The organism is Crenothrix sp. (assembly GCF_043729335.1).
Classification (GTDB): domain Bacteria; phylum Pseudomonadota; class Gammaproteobacteria; order Methylococcales; family Methylomonadaceae; genus Crenothrix.
Genome location: NZ_JAYTLQ010000057.1, coordinates 40,282 through 58,290, shown reverse-complemented (window position 1 = coordinate 58,290; position 18,009 = coordinate 40,282). Strand labels below are relative to the sequence as shown.

Genomic DNA, 18,009 nt, shown 5'->3' with positions numbered 1-18,009 from the left:
TCAGCTATTACATGGCTTGTAAATTGCTTGAGTTTAATCAGTATTCACGGATAAAAAACTAAAATCATGTATAAGCGCATCCTTGATCACCTGGCTGGAGCCATATTATTATTTGATAATAAGCTCACCCTGACTTATGTGAATTCGGCTGGCGAAATGTTGCTGGCTGATAGCTCAAGACATCTGCTTGGTTTAACCGCTTTCGAGTTATTCCGATTGGCAGATCCTTCATTATTGAACAATTTACAGCACAGCTTGCTAAATGCAGAACCTTTTTCTGAGCGCGAACTTGCCTTAGATCGGTTAACGCGCTCGGTGACGATAAATTTAATTGCAACACCGCTGTTTGAGGGTCACAAAATTAGCGAAATTCTGGTTGAGCTGCAACAAGTAGATAATCATTTGCGTATTTTTAAGGAAGAGCAGCTGTTAACACAGCAACAAACTGCGCGCTTGTTAGTGCGCGGCTTGGCACATGAAATCAAGAACCCCCTGGGAGGTTTGCGCGGTGCTGCACAGTTACTGGATTTGGAATTAGATAGCCCTGAATTAAAAGAATATACCCACATCATCATTGCTGAAGCGGATCGATTGCAAGGTTTAATGGACAAAATGCTCGGCCCCAACAAACTACCCAATAAAACTCACTTGAACATTCATGAAGTATTAGAGCGGGTAAGGCAGTTGATAGATGCTGAATCTACCGGCCAGCTAGCCCTAAAGTGTGATTACGATCCCAGCATCCCTGAAATTCAGGCTGATAAAGATCAGTTAATCCAGGCTATTTTAAATATTGCCCGCAATGCTGTGCAAGCCATGGAAGGCACAGGCGAATTAATATTAAAAACACGTATTTACCGGCAAATGACCATAGGCCGTAAACGCTACAAGCTGGCGATAAAATGCGACCTGATTGATAACGGCCCCGGCGTAGACCCTGACATCATGAATCAAATTTTTTACCCTATGATTACCGGTAGAGCCGAAGGCACGGGCTTAGGCTTATCCATTGCGCAAGCGCTGATTAATCAGCATAACGGCTTAATTGAATGCACTAGCGAGCCTGGAAATACCGTGTTTTCAATCCTTTTACCGTTGGAGAATGGGCATGATTAAATCGGAAACTATTTGGATTATTGATGATGATAAATCGATACGCTGGGTGCTGGAAAAAGCCTTACAAAAAGCCGACTTTATTACCCGCAGCTTTGAAAATGCCAAAGATTTGCTGAGTGCCTTACAAAAAGAAGTGCCCAATGCCTTGCTTACCGATATCCGTATGCCCGGTATGGACGGCCTGCAAATGCTGGATAAGGTTCAAATCAGCCATCCTGATTTGCCGGTGATTGTCATGACGGCTCATTCCGATCTGGAAAGTGCGGTGTCGGCATTTCACGGCGGTGCGTTTGAATATTTACCTAAACCCTTTGATATTAAGGATGTGGTTGATCTGGCTCACCGCGCCTGCATTCATGGCCAGCAGCAAGAAAGTAAAAAACACATCAGTGCCGACAGTACCGATATTCCAGAAACCACGCCCGAAATTATTGGTGCCGCACCCTCCATGCAAGAGGTTTTTCGTGCCATTGGTCGATTGGCCCGCTCCCATATTACCGTGCTGATTAACGGTGAGTCAGGAACTGGTAAAGAGCTGGTGGCCAAAGCTTTGCATCGCCATAGCCCGCGCAGCAAAAACGCATTTATTGCCTTAAACATGGCAGCTATTCCCAAAGATCTAATGGAATCTGAGCTGTTTGGCCACGAAAAAGGCTCCTTTACCGGTGCGCAAGCACGTCGAGCCGGCCGATTTGAACAAGCCAACGGCGGTACGTTATTTCTGGATGAAATAGGCGATATGCCCGCAGAGCTGCAAACTAGATTACTGCGAGTGCTGGCCGATGGTGAGTTTTATCCGGTGGGGGCTTATGCGGCGGTAAAAGTTGATGTGCGTATTATTGCCGCCACCCATCAAGACCTGGAAACACTGGTGGCGCAAGGGAGGTTTCGGGAAGATTTGTTTCATCGTTTAAATGTCATTCGTATCCATATTCCGCCGCTGCGTGAGCGCAAACAGGATATTCCCTTGCTGTTACAGCATTTTTTAAAACAGGCGGCACAAGAGCTTAATACCGAAATTAAGACGTTAAAGCCGGAGGTTGAAACATTTTTAAGTGCGCTGGAATGGCCTGGCAACGTCAGGCAGTTGGAGAATGTTTGCCGTTGGCTATCGGTTATGGCATCGGGCAGAGAAATTCATATCCATGATTTGCCGCCAGAACTCATGATCGAGGCATCTGAAAAAACAATGAATGGCAATGATTGGGAGGCAGGGCTTAAAGTGTGGATTAATCAGCAGCTTACTTCAAAAAATCCAGAAGTGGCAAAACACACCATTCCAACTGTAGAGGCGCTTTTAATAAAAACCGCACTCAGTTTTACGCACGGCAAGCGCCACGAGGCTGCTATTTTACTGGGATATGGTAGAAATACCTTAACTCGTAAAATCAAGGAATTGGGCTTGGAAGAGTAAGATATAAATGTTGGATTATTTTTAAAACATAACATCAATCTGCTTTGTGAGTTAGCCCCAAAGTATGGGTTTTAATCATCCTGTATCGATTTAATGGCTGTAATTTTGCTGGGCTAGTCCAGAGTGAAAGGCACAGCTATAGACAAATCAAGTTAAGCTAGAAATTCCAGTTGTGCATAAGCAATTAGTCTGTCCATGAAAAAATCTCCAGAATTTGACCATTACCCTTTAAAATTGGTTTATTGCAATAAAATCTGGAGACATTGTGACTTTATCTACCCAACCTTGGACCACCGAACAATCGGCAAGTATCTACGCCATTAACCACTGGGGAGACGGCTATTTTTCCATTAATGCCCAAGGCCATGTGTGCGTAACGCCCAGTAGCGATAAAAGCATTGCGCTGGATTTGGTAGAGATTGCAAGATCGCTGGAAGACAAGCAATTGTCGTTGCCGGTGCTGATCCGCTTTACCGATATACTCAAAGACCGTGTTAACCGCCTGAACGCCGCGTTCCAAAAAGCCTGCGCTGATAATAATTACCAGGGCAAGTATACGCCAGTGTATCCCATTAAAGTAAACCAGCAACGCCAAGTGGTAGAAGGTATTTTATCCGCCGATAACATTGGCCTGGAAGCCGGTAGCAAACCAGAATTACTGGCGATTATGGCGTTGTCGAAAGGCAATGTGGTGGTGTGCAATGGCTATAAAGACCGCGCCTATATCCGTCAGGCGTTAATCGGCTTAAAAATGGGGCTGGATTTGTATTTGGTTATTGAAAAGCCGCTGGAGCTGGAGTTTATTATCGAAGAAGCGGCGCGATTGGAGGTACGGCCACAACTGGGTGTGCGGGTGCGCTTGTCCAGCATCAGCGCCGGAAAGTGGCAAAACAGCGGCGGCGAAAAATCCAAATTTGGCCTGCATGCCCACGAAGCTCTGCAACTGGTCGAGCGCCTTAAACAAGCGGGATTACTGGATTGCTTGCAACTCATGCACTTTCACATGGGCTCACAAATTGCCAATATCCGCGACATTAAAATCGCCTTGCGTGAAGCGGGACAGTTTTACAGCGAGCTGCACCGTTTGGGTGCGCCGATTAAAATCGTCGATGCCGGTGGTGGTTTGGGCGTAGATTATGATGGCAGCCGTTCGCGCCGTGAATCGTCGATTAACTACAGCCTGGAAGAATATGCACAAAACATCGTGCGCAGCTTTGCAGAAATCTGCGCGGCCAAACAAGTGGCGCAGCCTGATATTATCACGGAGTCCGGCCGTGCCCTCACCGCGCACCATGCGGTACTCATTACCAATGTCACCGATGTGGAATCGGTGTACGGCCATCAAGAGCCGGTACAAGCGTTACCAGCGGCGACCCATTTGGTGGAATGCTACCACGATGCCAGCTTTGCCATCGCCGAGGCGCGGGCGCAATTTACCCAGGATGTGTTAACCATCAACGAACTGGCAGACGCGGAAAATGCCTATGCGATGACTTGTCAGCAAATTAAAGCGCAATTAAACCCCAGCAGCCAAAGCGAAGCGACCATACAAAAAGAGCTAAGCGAAAAACTGGCCGACAAGATTTTTTGCAATTTTTCGCTGTTCCAATCCTTGCCGGATATTTGGGGTATTGGCCAGATCTTTCCGATTATGCCCATCCACCGTTTGGACGAACAACCTACGCGCCGTGCCGTTATTCAAGATTTAACTTGTGATTCCGATGGCCGTATTGACCAGTATATTGATGGCCAGAATATTGAAAAAACCTTGCCAATTCATGCCATCGACAGCAAGCAACCGTATTTGATCGGCTTTTTTATGGTCGGTGCGTATCAGGAAATTCTCGGCGATATGCATAATCTGTTTGGTGATACCCATTCAATCAATGTCCAGATCGACAGTAAGGGTTATCATTTTTACGACCTGCAAGAAGGTGAGGATGTGTCTGAATTGCTGGATTATGTGCATATCAGCAGCGAAGAGCTGATCACTTCGTACCGGCAAAAACTGGCCAATAGCAATCTGACCGTACAGCAACGGCAAGATTATGAACAGGAATTGCTGGCGGGCTTAAAGTCTTATACCTATCTTGGGCAATGATACGAAAGTCTTGCGTGGTATCGGGCACTCCCCACCGTTAAGCCAAAAACTGTTATAGCAACATTGACGCACAAAATAGTTGCATATACAATTATTGATATGAAAACAGAGCTTACTTGGGATGAAGCAAAGCGGCAGTCTAATCTGATTAAGCATGGCTTGGATTTTGCTGATGCTAGAGGTGCTTGAATCAATTTATCGCCTTGATCTATTGACTATCCGAAACGATGAAAGACGTGTTCAATCTATTTCATACACATTAGGATTTTTGGCTGTGCTGACAGTAGTTCATGTTAAACGTGATAATTCAACACGGACTATTAGTTTTCGCCGTGCAGGCAGTAACGAAAGAGAGGTTTACTATGACTGGCTCAAAAACAAATACAATGAGTCGTGAAGAGGTGTTAGCCGCTATCCGCAACATACCGGAATCAGCAAATTTTGTCTGGGATGGTATTGACGAAGACGAGCGCCCCGCAACAAAAGAAGAATTGCTTGCTGGCATTGTAGCAATGGAAGCAAGGCGTGGTAGACCTAGCGGTTCTGACAAAACACAGATTGCGTTACGGGTTGATAACAGCGTCTTAGAGGCTTTTCGAGCGACCGGTAAAGGTTGGCAAACCCGCATGAATGATGCGTTGAAAGAATGGCTTAAAGAACGTGCCGCGTAATTGAAACCACCTCGGTAAGACTATGAACAAGAATTGCTGGCTTAAGATCCTATACCTATCTTGGGAGTTAATATGAAAGTCGGCTTTATCGGTTTGGGTGGCATGGGTGTGGGTATAGCCAGTAACCTTGCCAAGGCCGGGTTTTTAACGGCGGTCTACAATCGTACTACAGAGAAAGCCGAAAGTTTGGCAAAGGCTTTGGGCGTTATCGCAGTTGCTCAACCCGAGGATTTGGCTGCTCAAGTTGATGTGATCTTTTTATGTGTCTCTGCCGATACCGATGTGCTAGAGATGGTGAATGCTATCGCGACAACCATCAAATCGGGTGCAATTGTGGTGGATATGTCCACGGTCAGCAGCGCTACAGCCCAACAAGCCGCTAAGATCTTGGCCGAAAAACAGGTGGAATTTCTGGATGCACCGGTTTCAGGTGGTGTGGAAGGTGCTAAAAACGGCACATTGGCGATGATGGTCGGCGGTAATGAAGCTGCTTTGCAAAAAATTATGCCCATTCTACAATCCATTGCGACACGTATTATGTATATGGGCGCAACAGGTGCAGGGCAGGCGACTAAAGCAGTAAACCAAGTGATGTGTGCAGGGATTAATCAGGCGGTAACGGAAGCGTTGGCGTTTGCACAGGCGCAAAACTTGCCGATGGAAAAAGTAATAGAAGTGATTGCGGGCGGCGCAGCGGGCAATTGGTTTTTGGATAAACGCGGTTTAACTATGGCTAACGGTACGTTTAAACCGGGTTTTAAATTGCGTTTACATCATAAGGATTTAAAGATCTGCCAGCACATGGCTAAGCAAATTGGTTTTGAATTGCCATTGTCGGATATGACGGTAGAGCATTACGCTGAATTGATGGCGCAGGGTTTTGGTGATGAGGATATTTCGGCTTTGTATCGATTAAAAAGCCAACCCAAGAGATAGACATTGCAATTGCCTGTTATTACTTGTAAAATTATTTGTTATATTCGTGATAGTCAATAGTTGTGCCGACTGTCATGTTAAAAGATTTCAAGCACTGTTTTAGCAGTGCTTTTTTATTTAGACTCTTGAGCTTTGATAGAAAATGCCTGTAATTACCCTTCCTGACGGTTCCCAACGACACTTTGACAGCGCTGTCACTGTGATGGATGTTGCGCGTTCCATTGGAACCGGTTTAGCTAAAGCGACTTTGGCCGGTAAGGTGGACGGCAAACTGGTTGATGCCAGTACGGTGATCGACAGCGATGCAAGCTTGCAAATCGTTACCGCAAAAGATGAAGACGGCGTGGATGTTATCCGCCATTCAACCGCACATTTAATGGCGCAAGCCGTTAAGCAACTGTTTCCTGATGCACAAGTCACCATTGGCCCTGTCATTGAAAACGGTTTTTTCTATGACTTTTCCTACCACAGGCCGTTTACACCGGAAGACTTGGTAGCGATTGAAGACAAGATGCAAAAGCTGGTCGCCGAAGATTTGGCGATTAGCCGTTCCGTGATGTCCAGAGATAATGCAGTTGCGTTTTTTAAGGCACAAGGCGAAGCTTACAAAGCGGAAATCATTGAATCCATCCCTGCCGACCAAGATTTATCCTTGTATGAACAAGGTGGATTTACCGATTTATGCCGTGGTCCGCACGTACCTAGCACAGGCAAGCTGACAGCATTTAAATTAATGAAGATTGCTGGCGCGTACTGGCGTGGCGACTCCAATAACGAAATGCTGCAACGTATTTACGGCACAGCGTGGGGCGATAAAAAAGACTTGCAAGCCCATTTGCACCGCCTGGAAGAAGCTGAAAAGCGCGACCACCGCAAATTAGGCAAGGCACTGGATTTGTTCCACAGCCAGGAAGAAGCGCCCGGCATGGTGTTTTGGCACGAGAAAGGCTGGATCATTTATCAGCAAGTTGAGCAATATATCCGTGACAAATTGCGTGTCAACGGTTACGGCGAGGTGAAAACCCCGCAACTGGTCGACCGTTCGCTGTGGGAAAAGTCCGGCCATTGGGACAAGTTTGGCAGCATGATTTTCACCACGCATTCGGAAAATCGTGATTACGCCATCAAGCCGATGAACTGCCCGTGCCATGTTCAAATTTATAACCAAGGCTTAAGAAGTTACCGCGATTTGCCGATCCGGCTGGCCGAATTTGGCTCTTGCCATCGTAATGAACCTTCAGGCACTTTACACGGCCTGATGCGGGTGCGTAACTTTGTGCAAGATGACGCGCATATCTTCTGCACCGAAGCGCAAATTCAGGACGAAGTCTCGGCATTTATCGACATGTTGTTTGATGTTTACAAAGATTTCGGATTTGAAGACGTTATTATTAAATTATCGACCCGTCCTGAAAATCGCGTTGGCGACGACAGCGTGTGGGACAAGGCAGAAAGTGCGCTGGAATTGGCGCTGAACACCAAAAATTTAAAGTGGGATTTGCAGCCTGGTGAAGGCGCGTTCTATGGGCCAAAAATTGAATTTTCCCTGAAAGATTGCATAGGCCGTGTCTGGCAATGCGGCACCATTCAGGTGGATTTTTCTATGCCTGGGCGCTTAGGTGCCAGCTATATTGATGAAGACAGTACGCGCCAAGTGCCGGTTATGCTGCATAGGGCTATACTGGGATCGCTGGAACGCTTTATCGGCATTTTGATCGAACAACATGCGGGTACATTCCCTGTTTGGTTATCGCCAGTGCAAGCCATCGTGTTAAATATTGCTGATCGACATGCTGATTATGCAGCACAAATCCATAAAGCATTAGAGCTACAAGGCGTGCGGGTAAAAATAGACTTGAGAAATGAAAAAATCGGGTTTAAAATCCGCGAGCATTCCATGCAGCGTGTGCCATACTTGTTGATTGTGGGTGACAAAGAATTGGAAACCAACACCCTTAGCGTACGCACGCAAAAAGGTGAAGATTTAGGAAGTCTGTCAATGGCTGAGTACACCGAAAGGTTAAAAGTAGAGATTGCAGATAGAAAATAATACATATTTGGAGGATTAAGATATCGCTGCTAAAAAAGATGAAACGCGCCTGAATGATGCCATCACTGCAAGACGGGTGAGGGTAACAGGTGTAGACGGTGAGGCATTGGGAATAATCTCAATAGATGAAGCTAGACAAGTTGCCTATGCTGCTGATTTAGATTTAGTAGAAATATCGCCAAACGCGGATCCTCCGGTTTGTAAGATAATGAACTACGGCAAGTTCCAGTTCGAGCAAAACAAGAAACTGGCGGTTGCCAAAAAGAAGCAAAAGCAAATTCAGGTCAAGGAAATTAAATTCCGGCCTGGTACAGACGAAGGCGATTTTCAGGTTAAACTGAAAAGCCTGACCAAATTCTTAAACGATGGCGATAAAACTAAAATTACCGTGCGTTATCGTGGCCGGGAAATGGCGCATCGCGAAATCGGCATGGATGTGCTGAAACGTCTGGAAAAAGAGCTTGAGCTGATTGCCTTGGTTGAGCAATTCCCCAAAATGGAAGGTCGCCAGATGGTGATGGTGATGGCACCTAGAAAGAAAAAATAACTATTATTTAAACGGTTTTTGTAAGACCGATTAATTCTGTAGTTTGTTTGGGGTAAGGTAACGAACCCCAGCAATACGGTGTTGAGGTTGCTAATATCAACTCAATCTGCGTCTGATTGCACGGATACATAAATCTTATGCGTGCGCATCCGTTATAATTCGCGTTTCTGTGTTCTTTTTGAACAAGATACCCTAATTTAGAAGCCCAGGCTTCTGAACTGATTGGTCAGGATGACCGATCAAGTATACCTTTGGGTATGCTAAAAATTCTCCAGGGCCATGCATTTTGCCTTAGAGGGTTTCATCTCAAGGATTTAGTCATTTTAATTTTGTGGAGCAAACAAATGCCAAAAATCAAGACCCACCGTGGCGCGGCCAAACGCTTTAAGCGTACTGGCTCCGGCGGTTTTAAATGTGCGCATTCGCACAAGCGTCATATTTTGACCAAAAAATCAACCAAACGTAAAAGACAGTTACGTTCACCCGCTGCCGTTCACGCATCCGATGTTCGTATGGTTGCACGCATGATGCCATACAGCTGAGAGTATAGAAGATGCCTAGAGTTAAACGTGGCGTAACCGCCAGAGCAAGACACAAAAAGATTTTAAAGCAAGCTAAAGGCTATTATGGTGCCCGTAGCCGCGTGTACCGCGTTGCCAAGCAAGCCGTCATTAAAGCGGGACAGTATGCTTACCGCGATCGCAAACAGAAAAAACGTCAATTCCGCGCCTTGTGGATTGTACGTATCAATGCGGCAGCGCGACTGTATGGTATCTCGTACAGCCGATTGATCAATGGCTTGACTAAAGCCAATGTAGCCATTGACCGTAAAGTCATGGCGGATATCGCGGTACGTGATATCGACGCTTTCGGAAAAATTGCTGAGATTGCCAAAGCGCACCAAAGCAAACCTTAAGGCTTAAAGATTATTCTTATCTGAATAATCTCTTGATTTTCCACCTTTTTCTTGTTAAAAGATTAAGGTGGAATAAGGGCGTTAAGCCCTTTTCTTTTTATCTCGAATCACTCGCGAGCTAAACCGTGTCCGCTACTCCAGAAGAAATTCTCGCACAGGCATTGCAAGCGCTGCGCGCTGTCAATGATCTTGAACAACTCGATCAGGTGCGCGTGCATTATCTTGGCAAAAAAGGCCTGTTGACCCTGCAAATGAAAGAGCTGGGTAGCCTTGAGCCTGAACAACGCCGGGCCGTTGGCCAAGTCATCAACCAAGCCAAAGACCAGCTACAAGCCCAGCTAGAAGCACAAAAAGACGTGTTGCAACAAGCGGCATTGGCTGTACGTTTAGCCGGTGAGCGTGTGGATGTCACCCTGCCTGGCCGTGGCCAAAGCAGTGGTGGCTTGCACCCGATTACCACCACGCTGAATCGCATTAATAAAATTTTCGCCAGCGTCGGCTTTGAAGTAGTGGAAGGCCCCGAAATTGAGGATGATTACCATAATTTCGAAGCCTTGAATATTCCGGCACATCACCCTGCCCGTGCCATGCACGATACTTTCTATTTTGATGCCCACACCGTGCTGCGTACCCATACGTCGCCGGTACAGATTCGGGTGATGGAATCGCAAACACCACCGTTGAAAGTGATAGCGCCAGGCCGCGTCTACCGCTGTGATTCCGACATTACCCACACACCGATGTTCCATCAGGTAGAAGGCTTTCTAGTCGATACCGATGTCAGCTTTGCCGATTTAAAAGGCGTGGTGTATGAATTTTTACGTGCCTTTTTTGAAAAAGACATCCAGGTGCGTTTCAGGCCGTCGTATTTTCCGTTCACCGAACCGTCCGCCGAAGTGGATATTGAATGCGTGATGTGTGGCGGTGAAGGCTGCCGTGTGTGTAGCCAGACCGGTTGGCTGGAAGTAATGGGCTGCGGCATGATCCACCCTGAAGTATTTAAGTCGGTTAATATCGACGACGAAAAATACACTGGCTTTGCCTTTGGCATGGGCGTGGAACGTCTGGCCATGTTGCGCTATGGCATCAATGATTTGCGGTTGTTTTTTGAAAACGACCTGAAATTTTTAGAACAATTTAATTAAGCGACCAACAGGAATTCTGACGTTATGCAAATCAGTGTAGCCTGGTTAAGAGAGTATGTTAATCCTGCGATTAGCACAGAAGAACTGGTCGCGCAACTGACAATGGCGGGGCTGGAAGTCGATTCAGTAACGCCTGCCGCTGCCGATTTTAGCGGTGTAGTGGTCGGTGAGGTGCTGTCTTTAGAACAACATCCCGACGCGGATCGCTTGCGTGTATGCCAGGTTAATGTCGGAGGCGATGCGCCTTTGCAAATTGTCTGCGGTGCCAGCAATGTACGTGTAGGGTTAAAAATCCCAGCGGCATTAGTAGGTGCGGAACTGCCCGGTGATTTTAAGATCAAAAAATCCAAGCTACGTGGTCAGGAATCCTTGGGCATGTTGTGTTCAGCCAAAGAGCTGGGTATTGCAACCAGCGCAGAAGGTTTGCTGGAGCTGCCTGCGGATGCGCCGGTGGGTACTGATATTCGTGACTATCTGAGCCTGAATGACTCGATTATTGAAGTCAGCTTAACACCGAACAGAGCTGATTGCTTGAGCGTTGAAGGGTTGGGCCGTGAGATTGCCATACTCAACAAAATGGATTGGTCTATCCCTTACTTGAATGAGCCTGTCTACACAAATGCTCAAATGGACTGGGCTATCACTCAGGTTGAGCCAGTTGGCGTACAACACCAAGATGTGTTATCGGTCGTTGTTGCTGTGCCGGAAGCCTGTCCGCGTTATTTGGGACGGTTGATTAAAAACGTCAACCCTAAAGCGGAAACGCCGTTATGGATGCAGGAGCGCTTGCGTCGTTCTGGCCTGCGAAGCTTGGGGCCGTTGGTGGATGTCACCAACTACGTGTTAATCGAGTTGGGACAGCCTTTACATGCGTTTGATGCGGACAAACTTAATGGCAAGATGACTGTGCGTTATGCGCAGACAGATGAAGCATTAACGTTATTGAATGGTCAAGAGATAAAACTTGATACAGAAACCGTGGTTATTGCTGATGACACAAGGGCGCTGGCTGTTGCCGGTGTGATGGGCGGCAATGATTCGGCCGTCAGTGATGCAACGCAAAATATTTTTCTGGAATGTGCTTTTTTTGCACCGCTACAGTTGGCCGGTAAAGCGCGGCGCTACGGTTTGCACACCGATTCTTCACACCGATTTGAACGGGGTGTGGATGCGACCTTGCAAACACGCGCCATTGAACGTGCCACGCAATTAATTGTTGCGATTGCTGGTGGTAGTGTAGGACCAATCACCGAGGTGACGACTGAACAGTATTTGCCTGCGCGTCCGAGTTTATATCTTAGAAAACAACGCCTGCAAAAAATCTTGCGGTGCGATTTTCAAGATGCAGAAGTCATCGATATATTCCAACGCTTGGGCATGGTCATAAACTCAGATGCCGATGGCTGGCAGGTGACACCGCCGGGCTTTCGTTTCGACATCGCCATTGAAGCGGATTTAATCGAAGAAATCGCTCGCATTTACGGCTATAACAACCTGCCGAGCAGTAGCTTATTAATGCGCTCTAAGTTGGGTCTGGCTACAGAAACATTACTGGATATTAACCGCGTAAAACACTTGTTGGTAGACCGTGGCTATCAGGAAGCGATTACTTACAGCTTTGTTGATGAAGACATACAGCGTGCGGTAGCGCCAGATGATATTTGCGTGCGTTTGCAAAATCCGATTTCATCGGAATTGTCGGTAATGCGCACGACCTTGTGGTGTGGTTTGCTAAAGACGGCGTTATATAACACTAATCGCCAGCAAAATCGGGTGCGAATGTTCGAAACTGGCTTGCGTTTTGTTAACCAAGCGGGTCAAACCCAGCAGCAAAAAATGCTCGCTGGTTTAATTTTGGGCACTGCTACTGCTGAGCAATGGGGCGAAAAAAACCGTAAAGTTGATTTTTTTGATATGAAATCAGATGTAGAGGCTATCTTTGCTTTGCTGGGTTGTTCGGCACAATTTGTACCGGCGCAACACCCCGCGTTACATCCTGGACAAACTGCTGCCATTTTATCTGAAAAAGGTGATAATATAGGGCTTCTGGGCATGCTACATCCGCATCTGGAGAAACAGCTAGGTTTTGATACACAAGTTTTCCTGTTTGAAGTCGATCAGGAACTTATCCTCAAAAAACAACCTCCTAAGTTTAAGTCTTTATCCAAATATCCTTCTGTACGTCGTGATATGGCGTTAATCGTTAAGGAAGATGTGGCAATTGCTGCATTGATCGCTTGTATTAAAGGTGGCAACGAACAAAGCCTGCAAGACGTGGTAGTTTTTGATATTTACCGCGGCAAAGGCGTTGAGGAGGGTTGCAAAAGCGTTGCATTGAGCTTAACCATGCAAAATAATTCACAAACACTAGCAGATTCTGATATAGATGCTATATTTAACAGAGTGTTAGAAACATTGACCAATAAATTAAATGCAAAACTGAGGGATTGATTTCATGGCATTAACAAAAGCAGATTTTGCCGAGAAGCTGTTTGATGAGCTGGGTTTAAATAAGCGTGAAGCGAAAGACATGGTAGAAATGTTTTTCGAAGAAATAAAAGGTTCTTTGGAGCATGGCGAACAAGTTAAATTATCCGGCTTTGGCAAGTTTGAGTTACGTGATAAAAACAGCCGTCCTGGCCGAAATCCAAAAACAGGTGAAGAAATACCTATTACCGCACGTCGTGTGGTAACATTTAGGTCAGGTCAAAAACTTAAAGCACGAGTAGAAGCTTATGCTGGAGCCGAGTAACAATAACGAACTGCCGGTTATACCGGCAAAACGCTATTTCACTATAGGTGAGGTTAGCGAGCTATGCGGTGTTAAGCCGCATGTGCTACGTTATTGGGAACAAGAGTTTGTGGAGTTGAGTCCTGTCAAGCGGCGAGGCAATCGGCGCTATTATCAAAGACATGATGTATTGATGATCCGTCAGATAAGATCATTACTCTATGAGCAAGGCTATACCATTGGTGGTGCTAAAGCGCATCTAACCAGCGATGAGACCAAGGAAGATTCGGCGCGCAGTAAAAAATTGATCGATCAAATGATTAGTGGACTAGAAGATATTCTGATTTTACTTAATTAGATATTACGTTAGCCCTGGGTCGACTGTAGTACAATAGCTAACTTTGTGTCATTACGGTACGCCTTGTAATATTTTATGCACATTATATTCATTCTGTCGGAGCGTAGCGCAGCTTGGTAGCGCACTTGTCTGGGGGACAAGGGGTCGCAGGTTCAAATCCTGTCGTTCCGACCAATTTATTCAAAGGGTTATGAAATGGCTGTTTTCTGGAATTGGGAAAATGGCGTTTTCGGGGTACTCATACGGGTACACTTTGAATTTGATTACAGTAAATTCAATTTGTAATAACTGCCGCAATCAATTACCAGCAGGATATTTACCACCGGACTGTAAGAACAATCTTGACGGCCTGAAATGCCGGGCATCATATAAAAGATTGTATTTTGTCAGCCCACTCTAAAATCTCCAAGCAAAAAAGCCACTCGATTAAAGTGGCCTTGAGTCAAACTTACTTTATGTCATTTTTGACAAAAATTTTCTTCCATCACCTCCTTACTTTTTCAGTTATTTGCCGTATCTCTTACGATGGGATACTAAAAACCCAATTAAACAGCAATCCCTTAGTTAGCTGGTACCTGATATTCATTATCTATAAACAATTCAACTCCAGCCGGTAGTTTAAAGACTGCTTTGCACAGCCAACGGAATCGGGTACGATGATTTAACCGCTCTACCTTCAGTTTTTTTCGTAATGTGGTTGTACACTTAAAGCAATATAGCTTCAAATCCAAGCCTCCCCCAAAGCCTGCGCCTGTTGTAACACCAGCTCAACTGCTGAGTCTTGCTGATCCGGCGGATATTTATATTTCCGCAATATCCGCTTTACCATTAACCTTAATTTTGCCCTTACACTTTCCCGTGCCGACCAATCAACGGTTATGTTTTGTCGCAGATTTTCGGTGAGTTCGTGGGCAATTTTCTTTAAAATTTCATCGGATAGCTCACGGACGGCAGACTCATTATCTACCAGGGCATCATAAAAACGCATTTCATCCTCAGTCAAACCAAGTGCCTCTCCCCTTGCAGCGGCTTCCCGAAATTTCCTGGCCATGTCGATAAGTTCTTCAATCACTTGTGCGGTTTCGATGGCGCGGTTCTGGTAACGCTTGATGACGTTAGTCAGCAAGTCTGAGAATTTATTGTGCTGGACGACATTGGTGGCAAACCGGGCTTTGATTTCGCCTTCCAATAACCGCTCCAATAATTCCACCGCCAGATTGCGTTCCGGCAAATTACGCACATCATTCAAAAAGCCTTCATCCAGGATGCCGATATTCGGCTTATCGAGTCCCACGGCACTAAAAATATCGACCACTTCTTCCGATACTACCGCAGAGCCGATAATTTGCCGAATAGCGAGTTCACGCTCTTCATTGGTTTTCTTTTTACTGCTAATATCTTTTTTGGTCAGCAACACCTTAACGGCCTGCAGGAAGGCGACTTCTTCCCGCACGGCTTTTGCTTCATCCAAGGTACAGCACAAGGTAAACGCTTTGGACATGGCCAAGGCGGTATCACAAAAGCGCTTTTTGCCATCATGTAAACCTAAAACATGATTTCCCGCTTGCGCTAATAAGCGATGACCACTCGTTAAAAAACCACTGTAATCAAACTCGTGCAAGAGGGAACGCAAAATATCCAGTTTTTCTTCCAGCACAGCATAGGCCTCATGGGCATCAACGGTAGGTCGTCCACGTCCTTTACTGGCGGTGTATTCCCTTAAGGCGTGTTGCAGGTCATTGGCAATGCCGATGTAATCGACCACCAAGCCCCCTTGTTTATCTCGGAATACCCGGTTAACCCTGGCAATCGCTTGCATCAGGTTATGGCCTTTCATAGGTTTGTCCACGTACAGGGTATGCACACAAGGCGCATCAAATCCGGTTAGCCACATATCGCGGACAATCACCATGCGCAAGGAATCATCCGGGGTCTTTAAAACGTTTTTCCAGCCGTTTTTTGGTTTGCTTAGAATAGATATGCGGGCGCAGCAAGGGCTTATCACTTGCAGAACCGGTCATGACAATTTTGATGGCACCACGTTCGGGGTCTTCTTCGTGCCAATCGGGTCGAAGAGCTACAATCGCATTATACAAGTGCACGCAGATTTCACGGCTCATGGCGACCACCATCGCTTTGCCAGATTGCGCCTTGCTGCGTTCTTCAAAGTGCGTCACTAAATCTTCCGCTACTTGGTGAATACGCGGTTCAGCACCGACGATGCTTTCGAGCGCTGCCCATCGGCTTTTGAGGCGGGCTTGTTGGTCTTCTTCCTCATCTTCCGCCAGTTCATCCACTTCTTCATCAATGTCGGGTAAGGCTTCATGCTTTAAGCCCAGTTTTGCCAAGCGTGATTCAAAATAAATAGCCACTGTCGCGCCATCCTCCCGTGCCTGCTGCATATCGTAGATGTGAATGTACTCGCCAAACACAGCGCGGGTATCACGGTCTTCGGCGGAAACAGGTGTGCCCGTAAAAGCCACAAAGGTTGCGTTGGGTAAGGCATCGCGCAAATGTTGGGCGTAGCCGACCTGGTAGCGTGTGATATAGCTGGCTGGCTCTTCGGCGGCCTTTAACAGACCATTATTGTCGGCAAGCTTGTTATTTGCAGGTTGATAATCTTGTCGGGTTACGCCTTGCAGGCTAACCCGACCTACGGACAGAGCAGTCTTCAATTTTGCCGTAAACCCATACTGAGTACGGTGTGCTTCATCGGCAATGACGACGATATTATGCCGATCTGATAGCTCCGGAAAGCTATCTTCATCTTCACCCGGCATAAATTTCTGGATAGTGGCAAACACAATGCCCCCTGACGGGCGATTGGCTAACACACGCCGTAAATCCTGACGGGTTGCTACTTGCACCGGCTGCTCGCGCAATAAATCCTGCGACAGGCAAAATACACCAAACAATTGCCCGTCTAGATCATTGCGGTCGGTAATGACAACAATGGTTGGGTTTTCCATTGCCGCTTCACGCATTACGTGGGCAGCAAAGCAGGTCATAGTGATACTTTTACCTGAGCCTTGGGTATGCCAAACTACACCGCCTTTTTGATTGCCACCGGGACGGGAAGCGTCTACCACTTGCGTAATAGCAAAACGCACGGCATGGAACTGATGATAACCGGCAATTTTCTTGATCAGTGTGCCATCATCTTCAAACAGCACAAAGAAACGCGAATAATCCAACAGATAGGCTGGCGCCAGAATCCCTCTTATCAAGGTTTCCAGTTCATTAAACTGGCCGAGTGGATCAAGTTCCACGCCGTTAATGGTGCGCCACGCCATAAAACGTTCTGAGTCCGCAGACAACGATCCCATGAGTGCTTGCGTGCCATCCGAAATGACCAGTATTTCGTTGTACTGGAAAACATCGGGGATTTGTTCTTTATAGGTTTGTAACTGGGCAAAGGCTTTCCAGATATCGGCGTGTTGATCGACCGGATTCTTTAGCTCCAGCAGTACCAATGGCAAGCCATTGATAAAAAGTATGATGTCGGGGCGACGGGTATATTTTGCACCTTTAATAGAAAACTGATTGACCGCTAACCATTCATTGGCGGCGACATCGGTAAAATCAACCAAGCGGACAAAATCGCCACGGGTTTCGCCGTCTTTTTGGCATTGCACCGGAACGCCATTCACCAGCAAGCGGTGAAAATGTCTGTTAGCGGCTAACAAAACGGGCGTATCCAGGTTTAACACTTGCCTTAAAGCGTCTTCACGGGCAACCAAGGGAATCGATGAATTCAGTTTGTAGATTGCTTGGCGTAAGCGTTCGACCAACACTACTTGCACATAATTACTGCGTTCAGGGTTAATGCCATCAATGGCAATATCGATGCCGTATATGGGTTTGTAGCCGACATCCATCAGCCAGCCTAGGGTTTCTTGTTCCAGTTGGTCTTCAGTCATAATTAACAATAGAAATTTTATTCATGGTCAGTAACGACTTAACTTATTGGCAAACTCGCTGAATGAATTTAACTGTTCTTGACATTCTTGCCCAGAATCACCAA

The 18,009-nt window shown here is 46.4% G+C and carries 13 protein-coding genes, 1 tRNA gene and 1 pseudogene; 14 read left to right on the top strand and 1 reads right to left on the bottom strand.

All coding sequences use genetic code 11. The annotated features are described in order from the left end of the window. Nucleotides 1-66 precede the first annotated feature (66 nt). From glnL to ACHZC4_RS13640, 14 genes are all read left to right on the top strand, one after another. Nucleotides 67-1,116, top strand: a complete 1,050-nt coding sequence (gene glnL / locus ACHZC4_RS13705; RefSeq protein ID WP_394754420.1) for a nitrogen regulation protein NR(II) — start codon at nt 67-69, stop codon at nt 1,114-1,116. Beyond that, nucleotides 1,109-2,530 carry a nitrogen regulation protein NR(I) gene (ntrC, locus tag ACHZC4_RS13700; protein ID WP_394754419.1) on the top strand — a complete coding sequence of 474 codons (1,422 nt, stop codon included), beginning with the start codon at nt 1,109-1,111 and terminating at the stop codon, nt 2,528-2,530. The genes glnL and ntrC overlap by 8 nt, the downstream gene beginning before the upstream one ends. 265 nt (nt 2,531-2,795) lie before the next feature. Continuing rightward, a complete protein-coding gene (gene speA, locus ACHZC4_RS13695) occupies nt 2,796-4,631 on the top strand; it encodes a biosynthetic arginine decarboxylase (protein ID WP_394754418.1) in 1,836 nt (611 codons plus the stop codon). A 362-nt stretch (nt 4,632-4,993) separates the two neighbouring features. Then, on the top strand, nt 4,994-5,302 hold the full coding sequence (locus tag ACHZC4_RS13690; protein WP_394754417.1) for a BrnA antitoxin family protein: 309 nt from the start codon (nt 4,994-4,996) through the stop codon (nt 5,300-5,302). 72 nt (nt 5,303-5,374) lie between these two features. Further along, entirely contained in the window at nt 5,375-6,238 is an 864-nt protein-coding gene (locus tag ACHZC4_RS13685) for an NAD(P)-dependent oxidoreductase (protein ID WP_394754416.1), read from the top strand. A gap of 142 nt (nt 6,239-6,380) precedes the next feature. Beyond that, nucleotides 6,381-8,288 (top strand): threonine--tRNA ligase, encoded by a 1,908-nt coding sequence (gene thrS, locus ACHZC4_RS13680; RefSeq protein WP_394754415.1) that lies wholly within the window; start codon nt 6,381-6,383, stop codon nt 8,286-8,288. A gap of 22 nt (nt 8,289-8,310) precedes the next feature. Then, the gene (gene infC, locus ACHZC4_RS13675) at nt 8,311-8,835 is read left to right on the top strand and encodes a translation initiation factor IF-3 (protein WP_087147389.1); all 525 of its coding nucleotides are present in this window, start codon (nt 8,311-8,313) and stop codon (nt 8,833-8,835) included. 344 nt (nt 8,836-9,179) lie between these two features. Next, on the top strand, nt 9,180-9,377 hold the full coding sequence (gene rpmI / locus ACHZC4_RS13670; protein ID WP_394754414.1) for a 50S ribosomal protein L35: 198 nt from the start codon (nt 9,180-9,182) through the stop codon (nt 9,375-9,377). 11 nt (nt 9,378-9,388) lie between these two features. After that, nucleotides 9,389-9,751, top strand: coding sequence for a 50S ribosomal protein L20 (gene rplT, locus ACHZC4_RS13665; protein ID WP_394754413.1), 363 nt, complete (start codon nt 9,389-9,391; stop codon nt 9,749-9,751). A gap of 125 nt (nt 9,752-9,876) precedes the next feature. After that, complete coding sequence (pheS, locus tag ACHZC4_RS13660; protein ID WP_394754412.1) at nt 9,877-10,896, top strand: phenylalanine--tRNA ligase subunit alpha; 1,020 nt, start codon at nt 9,877-9,879, stop codon at nt 10,894-10,896. A gap of 24 nt (nt 10,897-10,920) precedes the next feature. Beyond that, nucleotides 10,921-13,347, top strand: coding sequence for a phenylalanine--tRNA ligase subunit beta (pheT, locus tag ACHZC4_RS13655; RefSeq protein ID WP_394754411.1), 2,427 nt, complete (start codon nt 10,921-10,923; stop codon nt 13,345-13,347). 4 nt (nt 13,348-13,351) lie between these two features. Next, nucleotides 13,352-13,648 carry an integration host factor subunit alpha gene (gene ihfA, locus ACHZC4_RS13650; protein ID WP_087147386.1) on the top strand — a complete coding sequence of 99 codons (297 nt, stop codon included), beginning with the start codon at nt 13,352-13,354 and terminating at the stop codon, nt 13,646-13,648. Next, nucleotides 13,632-13,985: a MerR family transcriptional regulator gene (locus ACHZC4_RS13645; protein WP_394754409.1), complete on the top strand. Its 354-nt coding sequence runs from the start codon at nt 13,632-13,634 to the stop codon at nt 13,983-13,985. The genes ihfA and ACHZC4_RS13645 overlap by 17 nt, the downstream gene beginning before the upstream one ends. A gap of 97 nt (nt 13,986-14,082) precedes the next feature. Next, nucleotides 14,083-14,159, top strand: a tRNA-Pro gene (locus ACHZC4_RS13640). 547 nt (nt 14,160-14,706) lie between these two features. On the opposite strand, the pseudogene ACHZC4_RS13635 reads toward ACHZC4_RS13640, so the two are convergent. Further along, nucleotides 14,707-17,905 (bottom strand): annotated as a pseudogene (locus ACHZC4_RS13635) (type I restriction endonuclease subunit R). Nucleotides 17,906-18,009: the final 104 nt, after the last annotated feature.